14 protein-coding genes, 1 tRNA gene and 1 rRNA gene are annotated in these 18,254 nt (G+C 47.9%); 7 read left to right on the forward strand and 9 right to left on the reverse strand.

Annotated elements, in window-relative coordinates:
- The first annotated feature begins 230 nt into the window (after nucleotides 1-230).
- Complete coding sequence (locus tag ACYVFD_RS35535; RefSeq protein ID WP_461095377.1) at nucleotides 231-1,577, forward strand: choice-of-anchor Q domain-containing protein; 1,347 nt, start codon at nucleotides 231-233, stop codon at nucleotides 1,575-1,577.
- A gap of 223 nt (nucleotides 1,578-1,800) precedes the next feature.
- Here the strand turns inward: ACYVFD_RS35535 and ACYVFD_RS35540 are convergent, their stop codons facing one another.
- The 4 genes from ACYVFD_RS35540 to ACYVFD_RS35555 all read right to left on the reverse strand — a co-directional run bounded on the left by ACYVFD_RS35540 (nucleotide 1,801) and on the right by ACYVFD_RS35555 (nucleotide 5,325).
- Nucleotides 1,801-2,532, reverse strand: a complete 732-nt coding sequence (locus ACYVFD_RS35540; protein WP_461095378.1) for a DUF72 domain-containing protein — start codon at nucleotides 2,530-2,532, stop codon at nucleotides 1,801-1,803.
- 331 nt (nucleotides 2,533-2,863) lie between these two features.
- A tRNA-Gly gene (locus ACYVFD_RS35545) sits at nucleotides 2,864-2,936 on the reverse strand.
- 47 nt (nucleotides 2,937-2,983) lie between these two features.
- Nucleotides 2,984-4,255, reverse strand: coding sequence for an adenosylmethionine--8-amino-7-oxononanoate transaminase (gene bioA / locus ACYVFD_RS35550; protein ID WP_461095379.1), 1,272 nt, complete (start codon nucleotides 4,253-4,255; stop codon nucleotides 2,984-2,986).
- A 149-nt stretch (nucleotides 4,256-4,404) separates the two neighbouring features.
- Nucleotides 4,405-5,325, reverse strand: coding sequence for a DsbA family protein (locus tag ACYVFD_RS35555; RefSeq protein WP_461095380.1), 921 nt, complete (start codon nucleotides 5,323-5,325; stop codon nucleotides 4,405-4,407).
- Nucleotides 5,326-5,464: 139 nt separating this feature from the next.
- On the opposite strand from ACYVFD_RS35555, the gene ACYVFD_RS35560 reads away from it, so the two are divergent.
- Entirely contained in the window at nucleotides 5,465-5,776 is a 312-nt protein-coding gene (locus ACYVFD_RS35560; protein WP_461095381.1) for a winged helix-turn-helix transcriptional regulator, read from the forward strand.
- Between the two features lie 10 nt (nucleotides 5,777-5,786).
- On the opposite strand, the gene ACYVFD_RS35565 is transcribed toward ACYVFD_RS35560, so the two are convergent.
- Nucleotides 5,787-6,299 (reverse strand): KdsC family phosphatase, encoded by a 513-nt coding sequence (locus tag ACYVFD_RS35565; RefSeq protein WP_461095382.1) that lies wholly within the window; start codon nucleotides 6,297-6,299, stop codon nucleotides 5,787-5,789.
- A 47-nt stretch (nucleotides 6,300-6,346) separates the two neighbouring features.
- Between ACYVFD_RS35565 and ACYVFD_RS35570 the strand changes: the two genes are divergently transcribed.
- The 3 genes from ACYVFD_RS35570 to ACYVFD_RS35580 all read left to right on the forward strand — a co-directional run bounded on the left by ACYVFD_RS35570 (nucleotide 6,347) and on the right by ACYVFD_RS35580 (nucleotide 9,750).
- Nucleotides 6,347-7,768: a methyltransferase RsmF C-terminal domain-like protein gene (locus ACYVFD_RS35570; RefSeq protein WP_461095383.1), complete on the forward strand. Its 1,422-nt coding sequence runs from the start codon at nucleotides 6,347-6,349 to the stop codon at nucleotides 7,766-7,768.
- Complete coding sequence (locus tag ACYVFD_RS35575; protein ID WP_461095384.1) at nucleotides 7,765-8,817, forward strand: alpha/beta hydrolase; 1,053 nt, start codon at nucleotides 7,765-7,767, stop codon at nucleotides 8,815-8,817. The genes ACYVFD_RS35570 and ACYVFD_RS35575 overlap by 4 nt, the downstream gene beginning before the upstream one ends.
- A gap of 117 nt (nucleotides 8,818-8,934) precedes the next feature.
- Entirely contained in the window at nucleotides 8,935-9,750 is an 816-nt protein-coding gene (locus tag ACYVFD_RS35580) for an enoyl-ACP reductase FabI (protein ID WP_461095385.1), read from the forward strand.
- Nucleotides 9,751-9,825: 75 nt separating this feature from the next.
- Here the strand turns inward: ACYVFD_RS35580 and ACYVFD_RS35585 are convergent, their stop codons facing one another.
- Both ACYVFD_RS35585 and ACYVFD_RS35590 read right to left on the reverse strand, forming a co-directional pair.
- On the reverse strand, nucleotides 9,826-10,656 hold the full coding sequence (locus tag ACYVFD_RS35585; protein ID WP_461095386.1) for a hypothetical protein: 831 nt from the start codon (nucleotides 10,654-10,656) through the stop codon (nucleotides 9,826-9,828).
- A gap of 210 nt (nucleotides 10,657-10,866) precedes the next feature.
- A complete protein-coding gene (locus ACYVFD_RS35590; protein WP_461095387.1) occupies nucleotides 10,867-11,916 on the reverse strand; it encodes an alkaline phosphatase D family protein in 1,050 nt (349 codons plus the stop codon).
- A gap of 352 nt (nucleotides 11,917-12,268) precedes the next feature.
- Here ACYVFD_RS35590 and ACYVFD_RS35595 point away from each other — a divergent pair, with 352 nt between their 5' ends.
- The gene (locus ACYVFD_RS35595; protein WP_461095388.1) at nucleotides 12,269-13,015 is read left to right on the forward strand and encodes a nuclear transport factor 2 family protein; all 747 of its coding nucleotides are present in this window, start codon (nucleotides 12,269-12,271) and stop codon (nucleotides 13,013-13,015) included.
- A gap of 218 nt (nucleotides 13,016-13,233) precedes the next feature.
- Here ACYVFD_RS35595 and ACYVFD_RS35600 read toward each other — a convergent pair whose 3' ends face one another.
- Together ACYVFD_RS35600 and ACYVFD_RS35605 are read right to left on the reverse strand one after the other, a co-directional pair.
- Nucleotides 13,234-16,341, reverse strand: coding sequence for an AAA family ATPase (locus tag ACYVFD_RS35600; RefSeq protein WP_461095389.1), 3,108 nt, complete (start codon nucleotides 16,339-16,341; stop codon nucleotides 13,234-13,236).
- Nucleotides 16,338-17,564 (reverse strand): metallophosphoesterase family protein, encoded by a 1,227-nt coding sequence (locus tag ACYVFD_RS35605; protein WP_461095390.1) that lies wholly within the window; start codon nucleotides 17,562-17,564, stop codon nucleotides 16,338-16,340. Before ACYVFD_RS35605 ends, ACYVFD_RS35600 begins: the two co-directional genes overlap by 4 nt.
- A gap of 579 nt (nucleotides 17,565-18,143) precedes the next feature.
- Here ACYVFD_RS35605 and ACYVFD_RS35610 point away from each other — a divergent pair.
- A 16S ribosomal RNA gene (locus ACYVFD_RS35610) occupies nucleotides 18,144-18,254 on the forward strand; the annotation flags it as partial.

Here is an 18,254-nt window from a genome sequence, read left to right on the forward strand (position 1 = left end):
CCTTGAAGTCTATTATAATAGGGAGAGAAAGCATTCGTCGCTGGGCTACCGAAGCCCTGAACAATTTGAACAGGAGTATTATACAAATCTGACAAATTCAGTGTGCCGCTAAATCGGACCACCTCAGACTTAATCGCTGTCGATCAGCAATAAGTCGAGTGAGTGTAAGTGAAGCCCGAAGTATGGGCTATATTCCTTGCAAGATTTGCTACTAATGCCAAATTGAGCCTATGAAATCTTATTACCTCATAATTCTACTTATCTACATCTTATCCATTGCTAGAGTAGCTCTGGCTCAGCCTATCAACATTCGTTACGTCTCAGGTACCGGTACTAATACGGTTCCCTCATCAGCTACGAGTTGGGCTACCAGCACATCAGATTTGCAGGGGGCTATTAATTCGTTGACGGCTACGGGTGGCCAGGTTTGGGTAGCAGCAGGACTCTATAAACCGGGAGGAGACGCCAACACAGATCGTGCAGTAAGTTTTTCGATGACAAGCGGAATAGATTTGTACGGTGGCTTTATGGGTAATGAAATAACTTTAACAGAACGGCAACTGACAATACCCAGTAGTACAACCCTAAGCGGTGATATTGGCGTAGAGGACGATAGTACGGATAACAGCTATCATGTTCTTTTCTTTGTGTCATACCGTGGTACTGAGACTCAGACAGGGATAGATGGTTTTGTAATTACCCAGGGAAGAGCTGATGGTCCCTTAGACGGGGTACATTCTAAGGGAGGAGGCATGTACATGGATGATACCCAATATCCAGTACTCAATAACTGTAGCTTTGTCCATAATTCAGCCAGCGATTTGGGAGGGGGATTATTCTCATTGAGAAACCAAGTGAGATTAATTAATTGTAACTTCACTGACAATTCAGCTGATATGGGAGGGGGAGGGTTAGTTATCAATTCCCAGCAGCCAATCATAAACTGTAGCTTTATTCGTAATTCGTCAAAATCGATTGCGGGAGCGATAGCTGCATTTATAAATGGCCTCTTTTTAATCAATTCGACATTTGTCTCTAATTCATCACCCGACGGGCCTATATACGTAAGTGGTGAGCATTATTTGATCAACTGTATTCTTTGGAACAATGGCTATAGCAGTCGCCTATTTACCTTGGCTAATATCAGTTACAGCTTTCTTGATCCTTCGTTACAGGGGCGTGGCGGTCGCGGAAACATTATCACCTCCTACTTTCCGTTTATTAATGATCATGATTTTCGATTAAATGCTTGTAGTCCCGCAATTAATGCAGGCACAACTACAGTTCGTACAGATCTTGATGGACTTGGGAGCAATCGTGTAGTTGGCGACAGAATTGATATGGGAGCCTTTGAATTTCAAGGAACTCCTCAAGGCATGTATACAATCAGTCCAGGGTTATGGACTGATCCGGCCATCTGGTCATGTGGCCGTGTTCCCTTGCCCACTGATTCGGTATGGCTTAAACACGTCGTGTCACTGCCAAGTAATTATCAAGCTCAGGCTATGCAAGTTCGTTATGATATAGGCCAACAACTGCTCTTTGATACAGGTAGCCAACTTACTATTAACCAATAGTGTCCGATCATGCGACTTGTGTCGTTAGCTCGGTAGGTTGTGTGTCTACTTTTATCCCCACCACTTTTTACCTCTCCGCTGGTACATTCAATAGCAAATCATAACCTGTTTATTTCTCAACCTCATCGACACTAACCCGGTAGTTACCCCAAGACTGATCATCCTCGGTTTTAATATTGCCGATCCAAACCATAATAACTTGTACCTGAAGGCCAAATAGATGTCAGTAACCAGGGGCGATGGCAAGTAGTCTTTTGAATGAGAGTGCATCTTCCCACATGTGAACATTATTAAAGAATACATAAGCTGGCTGATCCGGCGGCAGTAACTCCACTAGCTCGGTTAGCTCCTGGGGTTCATATTGGTACCGCCAGCCTTGCCGACCATGCAATCTGAAGTAGCAATGCTCAGGTGTTACGGTAGCGGTGGTAAAAGGGTCAACAACGTGCCAGAGCTGGAGATCCTGACATAACTCCTCAATGACCTCACGCTGCCACTTACCCCGCGGTTCCCAGCAGAGAGTTAGCCCCGTCCGGTCAATGCTGGTAAAGAAATCTCTTAGGTAACCTATGTGAGATGCTGTCTGGGTAAAGCTGGCTGGACATTGAAACAGAATGGTAGTAGCCCGTAACGCTTTAGCGCAGTCGAGGGTAGTCTGCCAGGCTTGTTGGACAATTGGCGTTGGCCTGAAGAATCCGGCTTGTTCCTGTTGTTGGGGAGATAATTTGATTCGTAACCGTTTATAGGTAGGACTTTTGGCCTGGTGAGTAATCAATTGCCAGGCTTTAAGGGTAAACTCAAAAGTAGCAGGGACCTGGTTCCGCCAGCGTTCGAGAGTGGCTAACTGGGGTGGTTGATAGAAGGTTTGTTGTATCTCGACGCAAGCTAATTGCTGGCTATACTCAGCTTTGGAGCTGCTAAATCCGCAGGTGCCAATGCGCAGGTTGGTATTCATATCCTCAGGGAATGTTCCATCTTAACGCAGAGGGCACGATAAGGTTCTCAGCTTAGCTTGCTGCGGAGGCTATGATGTAGGTGAAAAACGGGGCCAATTTCAAGGTGATAAGGTGGTGAAATCCTATATAGGGCCTTTATTACCCAGAAAAATGGGCATTTTAGAGTATACAATCGAGCTTCACTAGTAGTGGTTAATCATCAGCCTGATTAAGAGCGGAAAAGCTCGGACTGAAAATGCAAACCGTTGTGCAAACCGGCAGTTACCTGCTCATGAAAAAAGCCGATTAACATCGCTGCTAACCGGCTGAATCTCATGGTATTTATGGGTGAGCGGGAAACGAGTCTCGAACTCGCGACCTGCAGCTTGGGAAGCTGCCGCTCTACCAACTGAGCTATTCCCGCTTATACCACAAAAATGTGTGTTTAAATGCAAAATGTCAAGCACTAACTTAGAGCGTACGGAGTAATCCGTCAATTTTCGTATACGTATAATCCAACTGCTCATCAGTCGTGCAATACGGGGGCATCAGGTACAATACATTGCCAAGCGGGCGCATCAGAATTCCCTGTTCCAGCAGGAAGTTATAGGCCACATCGCGAATGCTATTGAAGTATGACGTCTGTTCACCTGCTTTCAGATCGAAGGCAAGTAGGGTCCCCTGTTGTCGAATATTTTCAACCGTTGAATAATCGACTAATTGTTGTGCGAATTCAGTGTGCCGTTGGGCAATCCGCTGAATCGCCTGTTGCGTTTCGGCCGAAAGCAGTAAATCCATACTGGCTAATGAGGCTGCACAGGCTAGGGGATTAGCCGTAAATGAGTGCCCGTGAAAAAGCGTCTTATGCTTGTCCGTCGATAGAAAAGCTTCGTAAATGGCCTGTGTACAGGTGGTTATGCTTAACGCCATAGTGCCACCCGTCAGGCCTTTCGATAGGCACATCAGGTCTGGTTTCTCGTGCAGGTAATCGGAAGCAAACAGGCGACCTGTGCGCCCAAAGCCGGTCATGACTTCATCAGCAATGATTAATGTGCCATGACGACGTGCCAGCGCGATCAATTTGTCGAGTACTTCAGGCTGGTACATAACCATACCCCCTGCCCCTTGAACTAAAGGCTCGGCAATGAAAGCGGCCGTATCGTCCGTAAATAAGGCTTCGGCTCGTTGCAGCACATCGGCTTCCTGTCCGGGTATGGGTGTCGGCAGGTAATCGACATCGAACAAAAACGGTGCAAAAGGGGCTGTAAACGCACTTCGACCACCAACGGCCATCGCCCCAAATGTATCGCCGTGATAAGCATTTTCCAGCGCCACTACCTTCCGGCGGGGTTTACCAAGGTTATGCCAGTATTGAAACGCCATTTTTAAGGCCACTTCAACGGCTGTCGAGCCATTATCGGAATAGAAAACCCGCTTCTGATTTCGGGGCAGAATGGCCAGTAAGCGTTCGGCCAGTTCAACGGCTGGCTCGTGCGTGAAATCGGCAAAAATGACGTGTTCGAGGGTTTGGAGTTGCTCTGCTACCCGTTGGGCAATGTAGGGATGGGCATGACCGTGCAGGTTTACCCACCACGACGAAATCATATCAAGGTACGTCCGGCCATCGGCTCCATACAAAACCGACCCTTCGCCCCGAACAATCGGAATGGGCAACGGTGCCGTTTGCATTTGCGTGAACGGGTGCCAGATTACGGCCCGATCACGCATCTCTAAGTTATTCATGCTGGATTGATTTGGGGCCGAAAATTACGGCATAAACGCACAATACCCGTTGAACAGTGGCCTCATTAGCCTCAAATTCGACGGGTATTCTGGGCGCAATCGTCTTAAACCTCTTGGTATACAGACAGATAGTCAATTACCAGCTTGTGTTAATAGCTGGCCGATTTTCGTTGCCAGAGCGGTCCATTCTTCGTGACCAACTTGCTCAATTCGCCTTGTTGGGTCAGGCTTTCCAGTTCTTCCTCACTTTGTTGAACCGACAGATCGCTCAGTTCCGAAAACTCCCGTGTGGTCAGTGTGGGATACACCTTGAACAAAGCTTGCCAGTCTTTATCGTAATTGACTTTAGACGCTTTCGGATGGATTTTGAGAACAGCGGCTTCAAAAACGGTGTAGGGCTTAACACCATATACATAGTCAGTAGAACCCATAGCGCCTGTAACGAATAAGGTCGGGAAGCCGCGTACGCCCATGCTGCGGGCCAGGGTCAAATCGGCGTTAAACAACTCGTTTGCCTCATGGTCATAGTCGTTTTTCAATCGGGTGGCGTCCAAACCAACCTCATTGGCAGCTTCGGCGAGGTAGATCCATTTGGTGATATTTTTCTTTTTCAGAAAAACCATCTCCCGAATGCGCCTTAAGAATTGAATGGCTTTTTTAGGGTCTTGTATCTGAGCCGCTTTGAACGCGATGGAGGGCGGATACGACGAAGGTAACGGGTCTTCCAGCCAAACATCGCCATCAATGGGCATGTTGTAATAACGACTTACCTCGTCCCAGTGAGAGGCCACATCGGAAGGTTTACTGATGCCTCCACTACTGTAACTCCAGTCGGGCAAGAGGCCGCCCATATGGTATTGTATTTCCATGATGTGGCCATACGCTAGCTTTAACTTCCGTAAAGCTGGCTCAATACCCCAGCAGGACGAGCAAATGGGGTCGGTGAAATAAATAATTGTAACCGGTTTTTGGGTGATTTCTGGCTCAATCGTATTCTCTGGAATTTGTGAAACCGGGATTTCACAAATTCCGGTTTGAGGATCGCATAAAAGTGGATTCTTAGCTGTCATAGTTTCACGGGTTGTTTGTCCATTACAAGCGCTCGTGCCAATAATAAATGCTGCTTACAGCAGGCATAGTGCTGTCATCTTCTGAAATTTGCCTCAAAATTCAGAAGCCTGACACGATCAGACAATAAGTCAGAAAAACATGACTACTACAGAAATAAGGGATAATGAAGAAACTTGCCCGGCTCAGCGGCTTTTAAAGCAGCTATCGGGTAAGTGGAAGCCTGAAATATATCGATTAGCCGTGGAGTCGCCTTTACGATTCAGTCGCCTGTTACGGCAAATTGGCGGGGCTAACAAACAGTCATTGGCTGTGGCGTTGAAAGAGCTGGAAGAAGTGGGGTTTCTTGAAAAAGTTGTTATACATCAGAAGCCGTTACATATAGAATATTACCTGACCGAAAAAGGGAAATCGCTCATCCCTATCTTTAAGCAATTGGAAGGCTTGTCGTAGTCGTTGACTGTTAAACAGGCCACTTTCCTTGTGCCCGCATGACCTGTTCGATCACATCCCGAACGGCCCCACAGCCTCCTGATTGGGGGGATATATACTTGCAAATGGCCTGGATGGCCTCGACAGCATCGGCCGGACAGGTGCTTAGTACGTCAGGGCGGCTCAGGATCGTGTAGTCAGGAATATCGTCGCCCATGTAGAGAATTTCGGATTCGTTGAGGGCATCGCGGGCAATGTAGCCGAGATAGGCATTAACTTTCTGATCGGAGGGGCCGCCCATGAAAATGTCCTTCACATTCATGTTCGTCAGCCAGTTTCGAACGCCCTCTGCATTGGACGAGGATAATATACCCACCTGAAAACCGGCTTTCAGCGCCTGTTCAATGGCGTAGGTATCCCGAATATGAACGGTACGAAAGCGTTCGCCCGAGGCCAGCAGATGAACACTGCCGTCGGTTAAAACCCCGTCGACATCGAAGATAAACGTTTTGATGTGTGTAAAGCGATCTTGTATAGCTGCCATATTGCAAGTTTAGTGAAAACCGGGCGACTGTTCCGTATGTTTGTCCAATGAATGCTTATGACCTCAACTCGGCTGCCGGGTCACCAACCGACCTGCCTTCGGCATTTCGTGAACAGATGCAGGCACAACTGGGACCAGAATTTGCTGATTTTCAACAAGCGTTGTCAACATCTGCCCCCGTTAGTATCCGTATAAACCCGCGTAAGCCAGTCTACGATACCGCTGATTTGAACCCGATTCCCTGGTGTAGCGCTCATGGGCCGGTTCAGGGATTTTATTTAGCGGAACGTCCGAGTTTTACGCTCGATCCCTTGTTTCAGGCTGGCGCGTATTACGTGCAGGAAGCTTCGTCGATGCTGCTGTATGAAGCCCTGAAGCAAAGCGTAAATCTGAGTCGACCACTTCGCGTGTTGGACTTATGCGCGGCTCCCGGTGGTAAAAGTACTTTATTGGCTTCGGCGCTGTCGGCCGAAAGTTTGCTGGTTTGTAATGAGGTGATTCGGAGTCGGGTATCGGTGTTGCGTGAGAATCTGGAAAAATGGGGATATTCGAATGTGGTAGTAACTAGTCACGACCCCGAAGACATGAGCAATCTGGCCGGTTTTTTTGATGTGGTCGTAGTGGATGCACCCTGCTCGGGCGAAGGCCTTTTTCGAAAAGACCCCGACGCTATTCAGGAATGGTCGGAGGCTAATGTGCAGCTTTGTTCGGCCCGCCAGAAACGAATTCTGGACGCGGCTATTCCGTTGCTGGATGAACGGGGAATTTTGATTTACAGTACCTGTACCTATAACGACAGCGAGAATCTGGACAACGTTCGGTATCTGACCGACAACGGCTTTCGGAATCGTCCACTGATTTTACCTGCTGAGTGGAACATTGTTGAAAAGTATGTGGATAACTCCGTTGGCTACCAATGTTATCCACATCGGGTGCAGGGCGAAGGCTTTTTTATCAGCGTTTTTCAGAAAATGACCTTTACGGCGGCTGTCAAACTGGATGCCCGCACCTTCCGAAGTATCCGGGCGTTGCGTCCCCGCGAAACGTCGACGGCGATGAAGTGGTTACAGCATCCGGCTGATTTCTCATTCTGGGAAAAACCCAATGGCGACGTGATGGCGTTACCGAAAGTATTTGAAAAAACGTTTCTGTTTCTGGATAGCGCCCTGCGGAACAAAGGGTTCGGCCTGGAAATGGGTCAGTTCAAGGGGCAGGATTTTATTCCTTCCCACGCGCTTGCGCTGAGTACTGACATCAACCAACAACTACCGGCTATAGAGTTGAGTAAAGAAAACGCGCTTCGGTTCTTTAAGAAAGAAAATTTGGTGCTCGATGAATCCGTGAAAGGCTGGTTACTAGCCCGATACAATGGCCTGAATCTGGGTTGGGTGAAAGGTGTCGGAAATCGGGTCAATAATTATCTGCCCAAAGACTGGCGAATTCGAATGGACATAAAAGAATACGTATGAGACGAGTATTTGCCATTTCTGGTCTACTATTGGCGGCCATTGGCATAGGGTATTGGGTAGGCCCAACGGCTCATCCCGATGGTGTTAAGGAAGAAGTTATCACGGTCGATCCCGATCTGGTAAAACTGGAACAGAACATTGCTGAATCGGAGCAAAAGTCGGATGTACGACCTGACAACGAAGCCCGGATTGTCTGGGCCGATAGTTTGCGTAAGGTCAAAACGCCCTATAGTATTGTGTACCTACCCGGTTTTTCGGCAAGCTGGGCCGAAGGCGACCCCATTCACCGGGAGATTGCAAAGCGGTTTGGCTGTAACCTGTACCTCGCCCGTCCGGCCGAGCATGGCATCAAGGCCCCTGATGCGTTTAAAAACATTACACCCGCCAATTATGCCGCATCGGCCGAGCGAGCGTTAGCCATTGGAAAGGCTTTAGGCAATAAAGTGATTGTGATGGGTACGTCGGCAGGAGGGATGCTGGCGTTGTATCTGGCGGCCCATCACCCCGAAATCGACGGATTGGTCTTGTATTCGCCTTGCATTGCGGTGGCTAATCCGGCGTTAAAACTGGTGACTGGTCCCTGGGGGAAACAAATTCTTGATCAGGTGTTTCAGGGTGAATATTTGATCAATACCCATTATAGTGGCGAACGTTCTCGTTATTGGTTGCCCAAATACCACACAAATGGCCTGATCACGTTGCAGACGATGCTTGATACCTACATGACGCCTGAACAGTTTCAGAAGGTAAAGCAACCGGTCTTTATGGGGTATTACTATAAAGACGAAGACCATCAGGATCAGACGGTATCGGTAGCCGCCATGCTGAAAATGTATGACGAATTAGGAACACCCGCCGACAAAAAGCAGAAGGTCGATTTTCCAGAGGCTGGTGCCCATGTGATCGCTTCGCACTTTACCTCGAAAGACTTACCGAGCGTGTATAAAGCTACTGAAACTTTTTTAACCGATGTGTTGAAGCTGCCAACTGCTACAGCATCGACTACGGGCGTAGCTTTCAGCCGCCACGGCGATTCGACCAAAAAATAACCTAACTTTGAGGGATTAATGAATAATGTGCAATGAATAATGACAAATGAGTGGCCTCCACGCTACTAATCCATTATTCATTATTCATTATTCATTATCCATTTTTGATCAATAAACATGGCTTACGGATTACTGAACGGAAAACGCGGCATCATTTCGGGTGCCTTGAACGAACAATCAATCGCCTGGAAAATCGCCCTGAAAGCGAAAGAAGAAGGGGCTAGTATTACGCTGACCAACGCGCCGATTGCCATGCGCATGGGCGAAATCAAACAGTTGGCCGAACAAACAGGAGCCGAAATTATTCCGGCCGATGCTACCTCGGTCGAGGACCTCACCAATCTTTTCACCAAATCGCAGGAGGTGCTGGGCGGTAAAGTCGATTTTGTCCTGCATAGCATTGGCATGAGCCCCAATATCCGTAAAGGAAAAGCGTATACCGATCTGAACTACGAATGGCTCAAGCAAACGCTGGATATTTCCGCTGTCTCGTTCCATAAAATGATGCAGGTAGCGTATAAACTCGACGCTATTAATGAGTGGGGTTCGGTCGTGGCGCTGACCTATATGGCTGCTCAACGGACATTCCCGTTCTATACCGACATGGCCGATGCCAAAGCTATGCTCGAATCCATCGCCCGTAGCTTTGGCTATCGGTACGGCAAATATCGTAACGTTCGGGTAAACACCGTATCGCAGTCGCCAACGCAAACGACAGCCGGTGGTGGTATCGGAGGATTCGACAAGTTTTTTGACTTTGCTGATAAAACCGCTCCGCTGGGTAATGCAACAGCCGACCAGTGCGCCGATTATGTGATCACCCTTTTCTCTGATCTGACTCGTATGGTGACCATGCAAAACCTCTTCCACGATGGCGGTTTCTCGATGACCGGGATCTCGGAAGAAGTGATGAATCTGATCACGAAAGAGTAATAAAGGGTACTGTACAATGAAGCAGCGTGGTTCTAGCAATGACCACGCTGCTTTTTTGTTCGAATTACCTATGGCTTAATTCAATCCCACATACGAATACGCTGCGGTGAGCGTACCTCCGGCATCGGTTTGGGTATGGGCGATCGGGTACTTTTGGCCGTTGTACTGATACGTGTAAACCGACTGATGAATTTGCATTTCCTTGCCATCGGGCCCTGTTGCAAATTGAGTAATCGTTGAGGGGTTATTGACCTGAAAAGTTACGTTGGGCAGAAAGGGATAAAGCGTCCACAAGTTCGATACGTTTTTGTGCGAATCATATCCCGCAAAACGAGTAACCAGATCTTCCCGGAAACCACCCGTCTGATCATCTTTGCTTAAATCAATAGTTTGTGTCAGATTACCTTTGGCATCGTACGCAAACGTTCGGGCAATTTCTGTTTTGTTCAGCCCTTCTCCCTGCGTAATGTCTACCCGAGTCAGCTTATTGTCAGGTGAATATTGGTAGGCATACATTCCTGTTAACTTGCCGCTGGATGAAAATTCCTGCGTAAGTTTGACGTTATTCCCTTCATACGTATAAATAACATACGAGCCGTTGGAGGCTTCCAAACGCGTGAGTCGGTTATTGGTGTACAGAAAATTGTAGACGACTTTACGAACCTGGTTGGTGCTCTGAATGTACAGGCTTTGGGTCGTATACCGGATGGGCACATTGGCGGCATCGTATTCAACTTCCTTATAATCGGTATCGGACCAACTGATTTTTGTTTTTTTGAAAACGGAAATCGAGTCGTTCGACTGATCGGGTAGCTTTCCGGTGTCGGAAGGTAGGGGTGTGTTTGATTGACAGGCGGCTAAAGCTAGTAATAGAGCCAGCGATAGTATTGATTTGGACGTGTACATGGTGTTTACTGGTTAACAATTGATTCACCAGTATGAGTACAAGTCGAGCCTGGCCGTTCTGAAGTTAGGTATCAACCGGTAGGAAAGCTGGTTGAAGCGTCATAACAGCCCAATGAATCGTATCACTTGGCGATAGCTAATAAAAGCAAAAGGGCTACGGACATCCGCACCCCTTCTGGTATACCTACACGAAGATTTTATCCTTTCTTTTTAAAATTTCATTTCCTGGGTCAGATAGGTAGCGCGGTTATCGCCATTGATTTGAACGGTAGCCGTTAGTGGCTTTGAACCCCAATCGATGGTAATTAACCCATAATTGAGTTCCGTAATCATCTTTCCGACACGGTAGCGGTTGGGTTCCTCGTGCGGAGCCGATACGTGTGTCAGGCCGCTACTGGTAATATCAAATACGTCGTACGACAAACCGGGTACGCTAATTTTGGATACTTCGGCCATATGACGGTCTCCACTGATGAAAAAGGTACCTTTGGGTTTGGTCTTACTTAGTAGATCCAGCAGTCGTTTGCGGGCGGTTGGGAAGTTGCCCCACTTTTCATAAACATGCTCTTCGGGTAATACCTGAACCCCACTGCCAATAATATGTACGTCGGCATCGGAGTTCGTTAGTTCGTTTTCGAGCCATTGCCACTGCGTTTCGCCAAGCATATCACCCGTTGGGTCGGGTACATTTTTCTTGTTCTCCTTCTTGAGTGGGTCGCGGAAATACCGGGCATCCAGCAGGATGACTTTTACCCGTTGGCCTTTGGGTCCATACAAATGCGAAGAATACGCACCTTCCTGTGTACGCAACGGACTGTCTTTGGGAACATCCAGAAAATCGAGCATCACCTGTTGGCTTTGTTTCCGCATAGGATACTCCTTTCCGCCATCGTTGACTCCGTAATCATGGTCGTCCCACACCCCAATGATCGTCGAGGACTGGCGCAACTGCTGATAGCCCGGATTCGATTTTTGGATGGCGTATTTGGCCCGGAGCGTATCCATATTTTCCGAATCGCCATAGATGTTATCGCCCAGCCATATCCAGAGGTCAGGCTTTTGTGCGACAATATCGTCCCAGAGCGGCTTTGGGCGTTTCTGGTCACTGCACGAGCCGAAAGCAATGGTTGTAACGGGTTTGGATGCATCAACGGTTGGAGCAGCCTTCGATTGGTCAGCAGTTGCCGTGCCGGGTTTGGTGGAATGACAACCGACCAGCAACAAACTGCTGATGGAGACAAGCGTAATCAGGTTTTTCATCAGAACATTTTGAATGGTTCATAGAGTAAAAGTAAATAAGCTCTCTTGATTCTGGCGCGTGTTCAAGATTTATTAACTTTGCTACCCTGAAGTATTGCCTCACATATTACCGATTTGCGCCGACAACGACTGCCACATTCTGGCAGGTTGCATCGGCATAGGCTACACGGACTTGTGTAGCCAACGGCTTTGTCTGTCTCAACGATGAAGCATCGGTATTCTATCACGTATTAACTTATTCAGATTGATGAAATCATACCATTTCATCACGGGGATGCTGTGTCTGGCATTCACCTTAGCGCTGTCGTTTTCATGCACGATAGCCAAATGACCAATTTCTAACAGAAACATCATGGAAAAAGAAACCATCCATAAATCCATCATTCGCGATTTCTACCGCCGGGCGGTAGGCGAGAGCGATATTGCGTTTGCCGAACAAATCATTGCCGACGAGTATAATCAGCATAGTCCAACGGTAAAACCCGGTAAGGCTGGACTGCTGGAAGCGCTGACCTATATGAAGCAGATGCCTAAACCACCAGCCTCCCCCAACACATCAACACCCTTTATGCGTCTGATTGCTGAGGGCGACTATGTGGTTACGAACATGAGCTTTAGTTGGGCTGGCAAGCAGAAAGCCGTTATCGATCTGTTCCGATTCCAGAACGGACAGGTTATAGAGCATTGGGACGCTATGGCTGATCAACCAGAAATCAGCCTGAACGGTCACCCGCTTATGGATGGCCCTCAACCCAGTGGAACGGCAGCAGTGGCCGTTGAGAATAAAACCCTGGTTGCCGATTTTATGCAGCAAGTGTTTATCAACCATCGTGTAGAAAAGCTTCCTGATTTCGTTGCTGATGATCTTAAACAGCATAGACCCGAAATAGCGAATGGACTTTCGGGTCTAAAAACCTACTTGCAGGAGCAACCAGCCCAACAGACGGTTGAAAACGTGCTTCGGATTATTGCCGAAGGAGATTTTGTCGTTGTGCAATCGTCCGGGATGTGGCAGCAGAAACCAACTGTATTCTACGATGTTTTTCGATTAGCGGGAAAGCGTATTGTCGAGCATTGGGGGCTTAAGCAGCTTGAGTGACCTCACCCCTAACCCCTCTCCTGATTCAGGAGAGGGGAATAGTTGTTCTGAAAGGTGCCCTAATCTCGGCTTAGGCTAAGCTATAAAAAGAATATAGTAAACAAGCTACTTTTTGTAGCAACCTGAATGTCGTTGCGCTTTATATTTTCAAATTACAAATTGTACTCAAGTGTCCCCCTCTCCTGATTTCAGGAGAGGGGTTAGGGGTGAGGTTAACTCTATTCCTCCCAGCTTCGAATAATCCGACTGCCATTTTCCGTGGCTTCGGCCCGAATGTAGGTGTCTACTTCCTGCTGCAGTTCTTCTACGTGCGAGATAATGCCCACAATTCGGTTTTCGGCGCGGAGTGATTTCAGTGTTTTGAAAACCGTTTGCAGCGAATCTTTATCGAGCGTACCGAAGCCTTCGTCGAGGAAGAACAGGTTTTGTTTGGCTTTAGTCAGGTGCTGAATATTGTCCGATAAGGCCAGCGCCAGCGATAGAGCGGCCTGAAACGTTTGACCGCCCGAGAGTGTTTTCACACTACGTACTTCGCCCCCGTTGAGGTAATCGCGAACCTGAAAATTGTTTTTCTCGTCCAGTTCCAGTTTGAGCTGATTGTTGGTCAGTTTGAAAAAACGGTCATTAGCCGATTCGCAGAGGTTTTTCAAATACACCGACGATACGTAATTGACAAAGCCCTGCGCCCGGAACATCTCGTCCATTTTCTTTAAATCCTGCTTACGGAGATCGAGCAGATCATATCGTTTCTGGTGCTCCTGCTTTTCGGTCCATTGTCGTTTCAGCGTCGTCAAAATATTAGTGAGCTGGCCGATTTCTTTATTCAGGTTATCTTTCTGCTTCTCAAGCGCCTGAAGTTGGTTTTGAACAGTTTTAAGAGCGACTGGATCAAAGGGCGATTCAGCAAGTTCTGTCTCCAAATCGGCAATCTGTTTCCGTAGACCCGTACACTTTTTATCATACTCGTTAATACGACTCCGTTCCTGGTCGATGTCCACAGTGCTTTGCAAAACTTGCTCGACTACCTCGCGGGTAAGGTTTTGTTTCGCCAGATTCTGCGATAGGATAGCTTCGATGCCCTGAATTTCTGCAGCTAGTTCTGTCAGTTGATTGGTGAGTTGCTGATGCTGTTCAGTCAAGGAAGCCTGCCGTTTTTCTGCGTCGGATTTCTGGCTATCGGCGGCTTCAAAGTTGCTCTTCGTTTGTTCGTACGTGTTGACAAGTGAATCGCGCAGGTCGGTGATCTGACTTAAATCCCACTGCTCCGCTTCGGCCAGGCGAAAATGCTCAAGCGATTCGACGGCGGTTTTCAACTGCCCGTTCAAACCCGCAATTGCTTTATCGATCGTATTCAGATTTTGCTCCTCTTCCCACTTGGTCGCTTCAAGGCTTTCCATCTGCTTCGTCAATTCATGGATGGCTTTTTGAGCTTCCTGCAACTGCTTTTGTTGTTCGCTTTGCAATCGAATGGCATCAGTCAGGTCATCTTCCTGGCTTTTGTCAAAATCATTCCAGATAAAGCTGTCTTCGTGCTCGGTTAATCGCTTCACCACTGCTGTCCGCTCCTGAATGAGTCGTTTGCTGTTATCCAGAGCGCCACGTAGTTCTTTTTCCAATCCTTCGATCAACAGCCGTAAAGCCGTTGTATCGTCAATTTGCTGACTAATGGAATTGAGCGCTTTTTCGTTATCCGTTACCAACTGTCGGATCGCGTTCGTATCTGAGCCCTTTTTCAACTGATGCCGAATGGGGTGATGCTCAGAACCGCAGAGCGGGCAGGGAGCCCCATCCGTCAACGATTCCGTGAACTGGCTCAGCTCTTGCTGAACAAATGCGGTTTGATAAGCCTTTTCATACGATTTCCGGGCCGACTTTAATTTAACCAGCTCCGAATCGATCTGCAAGGGGAGGGTCTTGAGGGTGAAGCGCGCCCATTCTTCGGGGAATCCCGTAAGAGACGTATCTTTTCGCTGTTTGATCTCGTTAATGGTCGCTTCGTAGCTGGTGTATTGTTTTTCCAACTCATCGGCCTGTAATTTTAGGGGCTTGTAAACCGCAAACCACTTTTCGATCTGATAGAGCCGTTCCAGTTCAGACGTTTGCCCAAACAGCCCTTCAGTAAGGGCCTGGTACTTTTTTCGGTTGGTTTTGTGTTGTTCAATCGATTCCTGTACCTGCTCGAGTCGACTCACAATATGCTGCCGGTTCCGATACTGAAGCGTGACAGATTCCTGTAGCGTCCGTATCGTTTGCACCGTATCCAGTTCGTCGATCTGCTTTTGCAGTTGTCCACGACCTTCATACGCTTTTTTCGTCGCTTCGTACACCGACTGAAGCCCCAGAATCTGGCTCGTCAGTTCAGCGAGTTGCTCCGAGGTTTTCTTTTCGGCCTGTACCAAACCGGTTTGCTTATCCTGCAATTTTCGCAGACTGACTAAATCGCTTTGGAACACCAGCCGACAGGTTTCATACAGGGAAATGGTTTGCCTCAGCCGTTGATAGGTCGGCTCTTGGGTTTGTAAAACACCCAGTTCGCGTTGTAAATTGACTAAGGATTGAGCCTGGGATTGGGCCTGTACTAGCTTTCGCTCGACCGATTCCAATTGCTCAATTTCGGCCTCCTTCGTTCGGACGGCATCAAGCGTCGAAGCAATGTTGTTTTCGGCCAGGGTAATCGCTTCGGGTGTAACAGTTTCCAGAGGAGCCAATAATCCACGTAGCTCAGCCAGTTGATCGTCATTCGCCTTACTGAGCTTACTCACCCGCCCCGACAAATCGTACTGATCCAGCTTGAACAACTGGTTCATCATTTTCGTCCGCTCAACCGGGCTCAGTTCCAGGAATTCCCGAAACTGGTTCTGCGGAATAATGATCGTCCGTTTGAAATTGTCGTAGTCGAGGCCCAGAATCTGTTTGGTCAGAACCGATACGTCTTCTTTCTCATTCGCCAGCGGTTGCCAGTCATTATCCTGACGGATAAACAGGCGTCGTTCACCAGGAGCGATCTCATGGTGTTTTTTCGGATGCCGCTTGGCTTCGTAAATAAACTTATACAGTTGCTGCTCAGGGCCAGCCTGAAACTCAAAGTCAATCAGCAAGTGATTCGACTTTAGGTTCATCATATTGTACTGGCGATTGTCGCGACTGTTCAGGCGTTCCGTTTCGCCGTATAAGGCAAAGCTGATCGCTTCCAGCAGCGACGTTTTGCCGCTACCCACTCGTCCGAATATGCCAAATATGGTCGAACTGGTCAGCCGTTGAAAATCAATTGTCTGTACATCCTGATACGAATAAAGGCCCTGGATCGACAGTTTAATAGGAATCATTCAGGTTCGGTGGCTAAAATCTCCCGAAACAATTGTTGTAGGCGGTCGTTGGGTTCCTGCCCTTTGTTTCGGCTTTTGAAATAATTCGCAAACAGGGATTCGATGCTTTGCGTAAGATCAATGGCCGGTGTCGTTACCAACTCTGGTTCGTCTACCTCCCGGACATCAGGAATGATCGTTACCAGCGATGCATGCGCCTGCTGGAGTTGACGGCGTTCTTCACTGGTCAGGTAGGTTGGGGTCTGGAGCGTGATCTCAGCATAACAGTTCGGGTTCTGAGTCAGCCAGTCCACCGCTTCATCGACCCGTTTAAAACGCGGACGCAGGAGTCGCTTACCGGTTTGTAAAGCAATTGGACTTATTGTAGCGGATTCTCCAGGTTCTACATCAACAAGAACTACGTATTTCTGCTGGTCGGCTTCGGCAAAGCTATAGGCCAATGGACTGCTACTGTACACAACCGGGCAAGGTCCACCGCCTAATTCCTGATAACGGTGCAGGTGACCTAAAGCCGCATATTGCACCTGGGGAGGAATCATATCGGTATAGGTTAAGGAAGCCCCACCTACCTGTAAAATACTGCGCTCGTCGTCCGACTCTTCCGGTTGCTCTCCTCCGCGCTTCATCATGAACAGATGAGCCATGAGTAAATTAACACCCTTATCATTCATGTACGCATCAGCCAGGGTAGCCCAATGATTACCCAAGTTTTGTCGAAGCGCATCCTCTTGGTTCGTCATACCGAAGTAGGCCTGCATTCGGGTTTCATTGGCATAGGGCGTTAGTATGATTCGGATAGGGAAGTCATATTGAGGTAATTGTAATTCGATAAAACCCGGAGCCGATTGAAGCAGTTTGACTTCACAGCTTAGTGTATGTGGTCGGATCACTGTTTTTGGAAAACCGGCAAACAGAATACCGCATTCCCGGCCGAAATGGTCCTGTGCCTCGATCCGATCCGGATTATCATGATTACCGGCAATTACAATAACAGTTCGCTTTCCACCCGCCGTTAACTCTTTTAATGTACTATATAATAGGTCTTCTGCTTTGGGGTCAGGGTTGAACACATCGAATAAATCCCCCGCAACCAAAACTAGATCGACTCGTTCGCGGTCGGCAATCTGTACGATTTCCGCCAAAACATCACGTTGTTCCTGAAGTCGCTGGAAATCCTGAAGTCGTTTTCCCAGATGCCAGTCGGCAGTATGTAATAGTTTCATTGTATAAGTTGACGCAACTGAATTGCGACAAAAGAAAGATGCAATATAACTCATAGACCCTGTTTTATTGCTTAATAAGGGTGGTTCACGCTACTTTCTTCATAGAAAATGACCAGAGATTTAGGCTGTCTGAAAAAAGTTTAAAATTTTTTTGCCGAGTAACTGCCGCCTAGTCAGCCACTTATCTACTACCGGCCACAACAGCCCCCCACTATTTTGGAAAAGGGTCTTGACAAGGGTGAGAAAAGGCCCTACCTTTGCAGTCCCAAATCGAAAGAAATGGGGCTGAACAAGAAGGCAACGGCCTGCTAATCAGTCAGTTAAGTGCAATGCCCTGAAAATCAAGTCAAAAAAATATTTTCAGATTTCACTTGACAAACCGCAAAAAGGGACGTACCTTTGCACTCCCAAACATCGAGAAGCACTTAAATATTACTTCTCACCACGCTCGACCAATGGGTCAGGCGGCAAGTTCTTTGACAAACTGACAGCACAATACGACTCAACCTGGGGATGTTCGCATCCCGGTTGAACAACATCGTCACTCCGCTTTCGAGCGGGTTGTGACAAACAATATTTACGATGGAGAGTTTGATCCTGGCTCAGGATGAACGCTAGCGGCAGGCCTAATACATGCAAGTCGAACGGGCCGCAAGGTCAGTGGCAAACGGGTGCGTAACGCGTAAGCAA

This window comes from Spirosoma gilvum (genome assembly GCF_054776815.1).

What these genes read in the sequence shown, in the direction of transcription:
- ACYVFD_RS35565 (WP_461095382.1), bottom strand. Translation starts at nt 6,299, where the DNA reads ATGGCAGCTATACAAGATCGCTTTACACACATCAAAACGTTTATCTTC.
- ACYVFD_RS35590 (WP_461095387.1), bottom strand. Translation starts at nt 11,916, where the DNA reads ATGAAAAACCTGATTACGCTTGTCTCCATCAGCAGTTTGTTGCTGGTC.
- ACYVFD_RS35600 (WP_461095389.1), bottom strand. Translation starts at nt 16,341, where the DNA reads ATGATTCCTATTAAACTGTCGATCCAGGGCCTTTATTCGTATCAGGAT.
- ACYVFD_RS35540 (WP_461095378.1), bottom strand. Translation starts at nt 2,532, where the DNA reads ATGAATACCAACCTGCGCATTGGCACCTGCGGATTTAGCAGCTCCAAA.
- ACYVFD_RS35595 (WP_461095388.1), top strand. Translation starts at nt 12,269, where the DNA reads ATGGAAAAAGAAACCATCCATAAATCCATCATTCGCGATTTCTACCGC.
- ACYVFD_RS35535 (WP_461095377.1), top strand. Translation starts at nt 231, where the DNA reads ATGAAATCTTATTACCTCATAATTCTACTTATCTACATCTTATCCATT.
- ACYVFD_RS35585 (WP_461095386.1), bottom strand. Translation starts at nt 10,656, where the DNA reads ATGTACACGTCCAAATCAATACTATCGCTGGCTCTATTACTAGCTTTA.
- ACYVFD_RS35555 (WP_461095380.1), bottom strand. Translation starts at nt 5,325, where the DNA reads ATGACAGCTAAGAATCCACTTTTATGCGATCCTCAAACCGGAATTTGT.
- ACYVFD_RS35570 (WP_461095383.1), top strand. Translation starts at nt 6,347, where the DNA reads ATGAATGCTTATGACCTCAACTCGGCTGCCGGGTCACCAACCGACCTG.
- ACYVFD_RS35580 (WP_461095385.1), top strand. Translation starts at nt 8,935, where the DNA reads ATGGCTTACGGATTACTGAACGGAAAACGCGGCATCATTTCGGGTGCC.
- ACYVFD_RS35560 (WP_461095381.1), top strand. Translation starts at nt 5,465, where the DNA reads ATGACTACTACAGAAATAAGGGATAATGAAGAAACTTGCCCGGCTCAG.
- ACYVFD_RS35605 (WP_461095390.1), bottom strand. Translation starts at nt 17,564, where the DNA reads ATGAAACTATTACATACTGCCGACTGGCATCTGGGAAAACGACTTCAG.
- bioA (WP_461095379.1), bottom strand. Translation starts at nt 4,255, where the DNA reads ATGAATAACTTAGAGATGCGTGATCGGGCCGTAATCTGGCACCCGTTC.
- ACYVFD_RS35575 (WP_461095384.1), top strand. Translation starts at nt 7,765, where the DNA reads ATGAGACGAGTATTTGCCATTTCTGGTCTACTATTGGCGGCCATTGGC.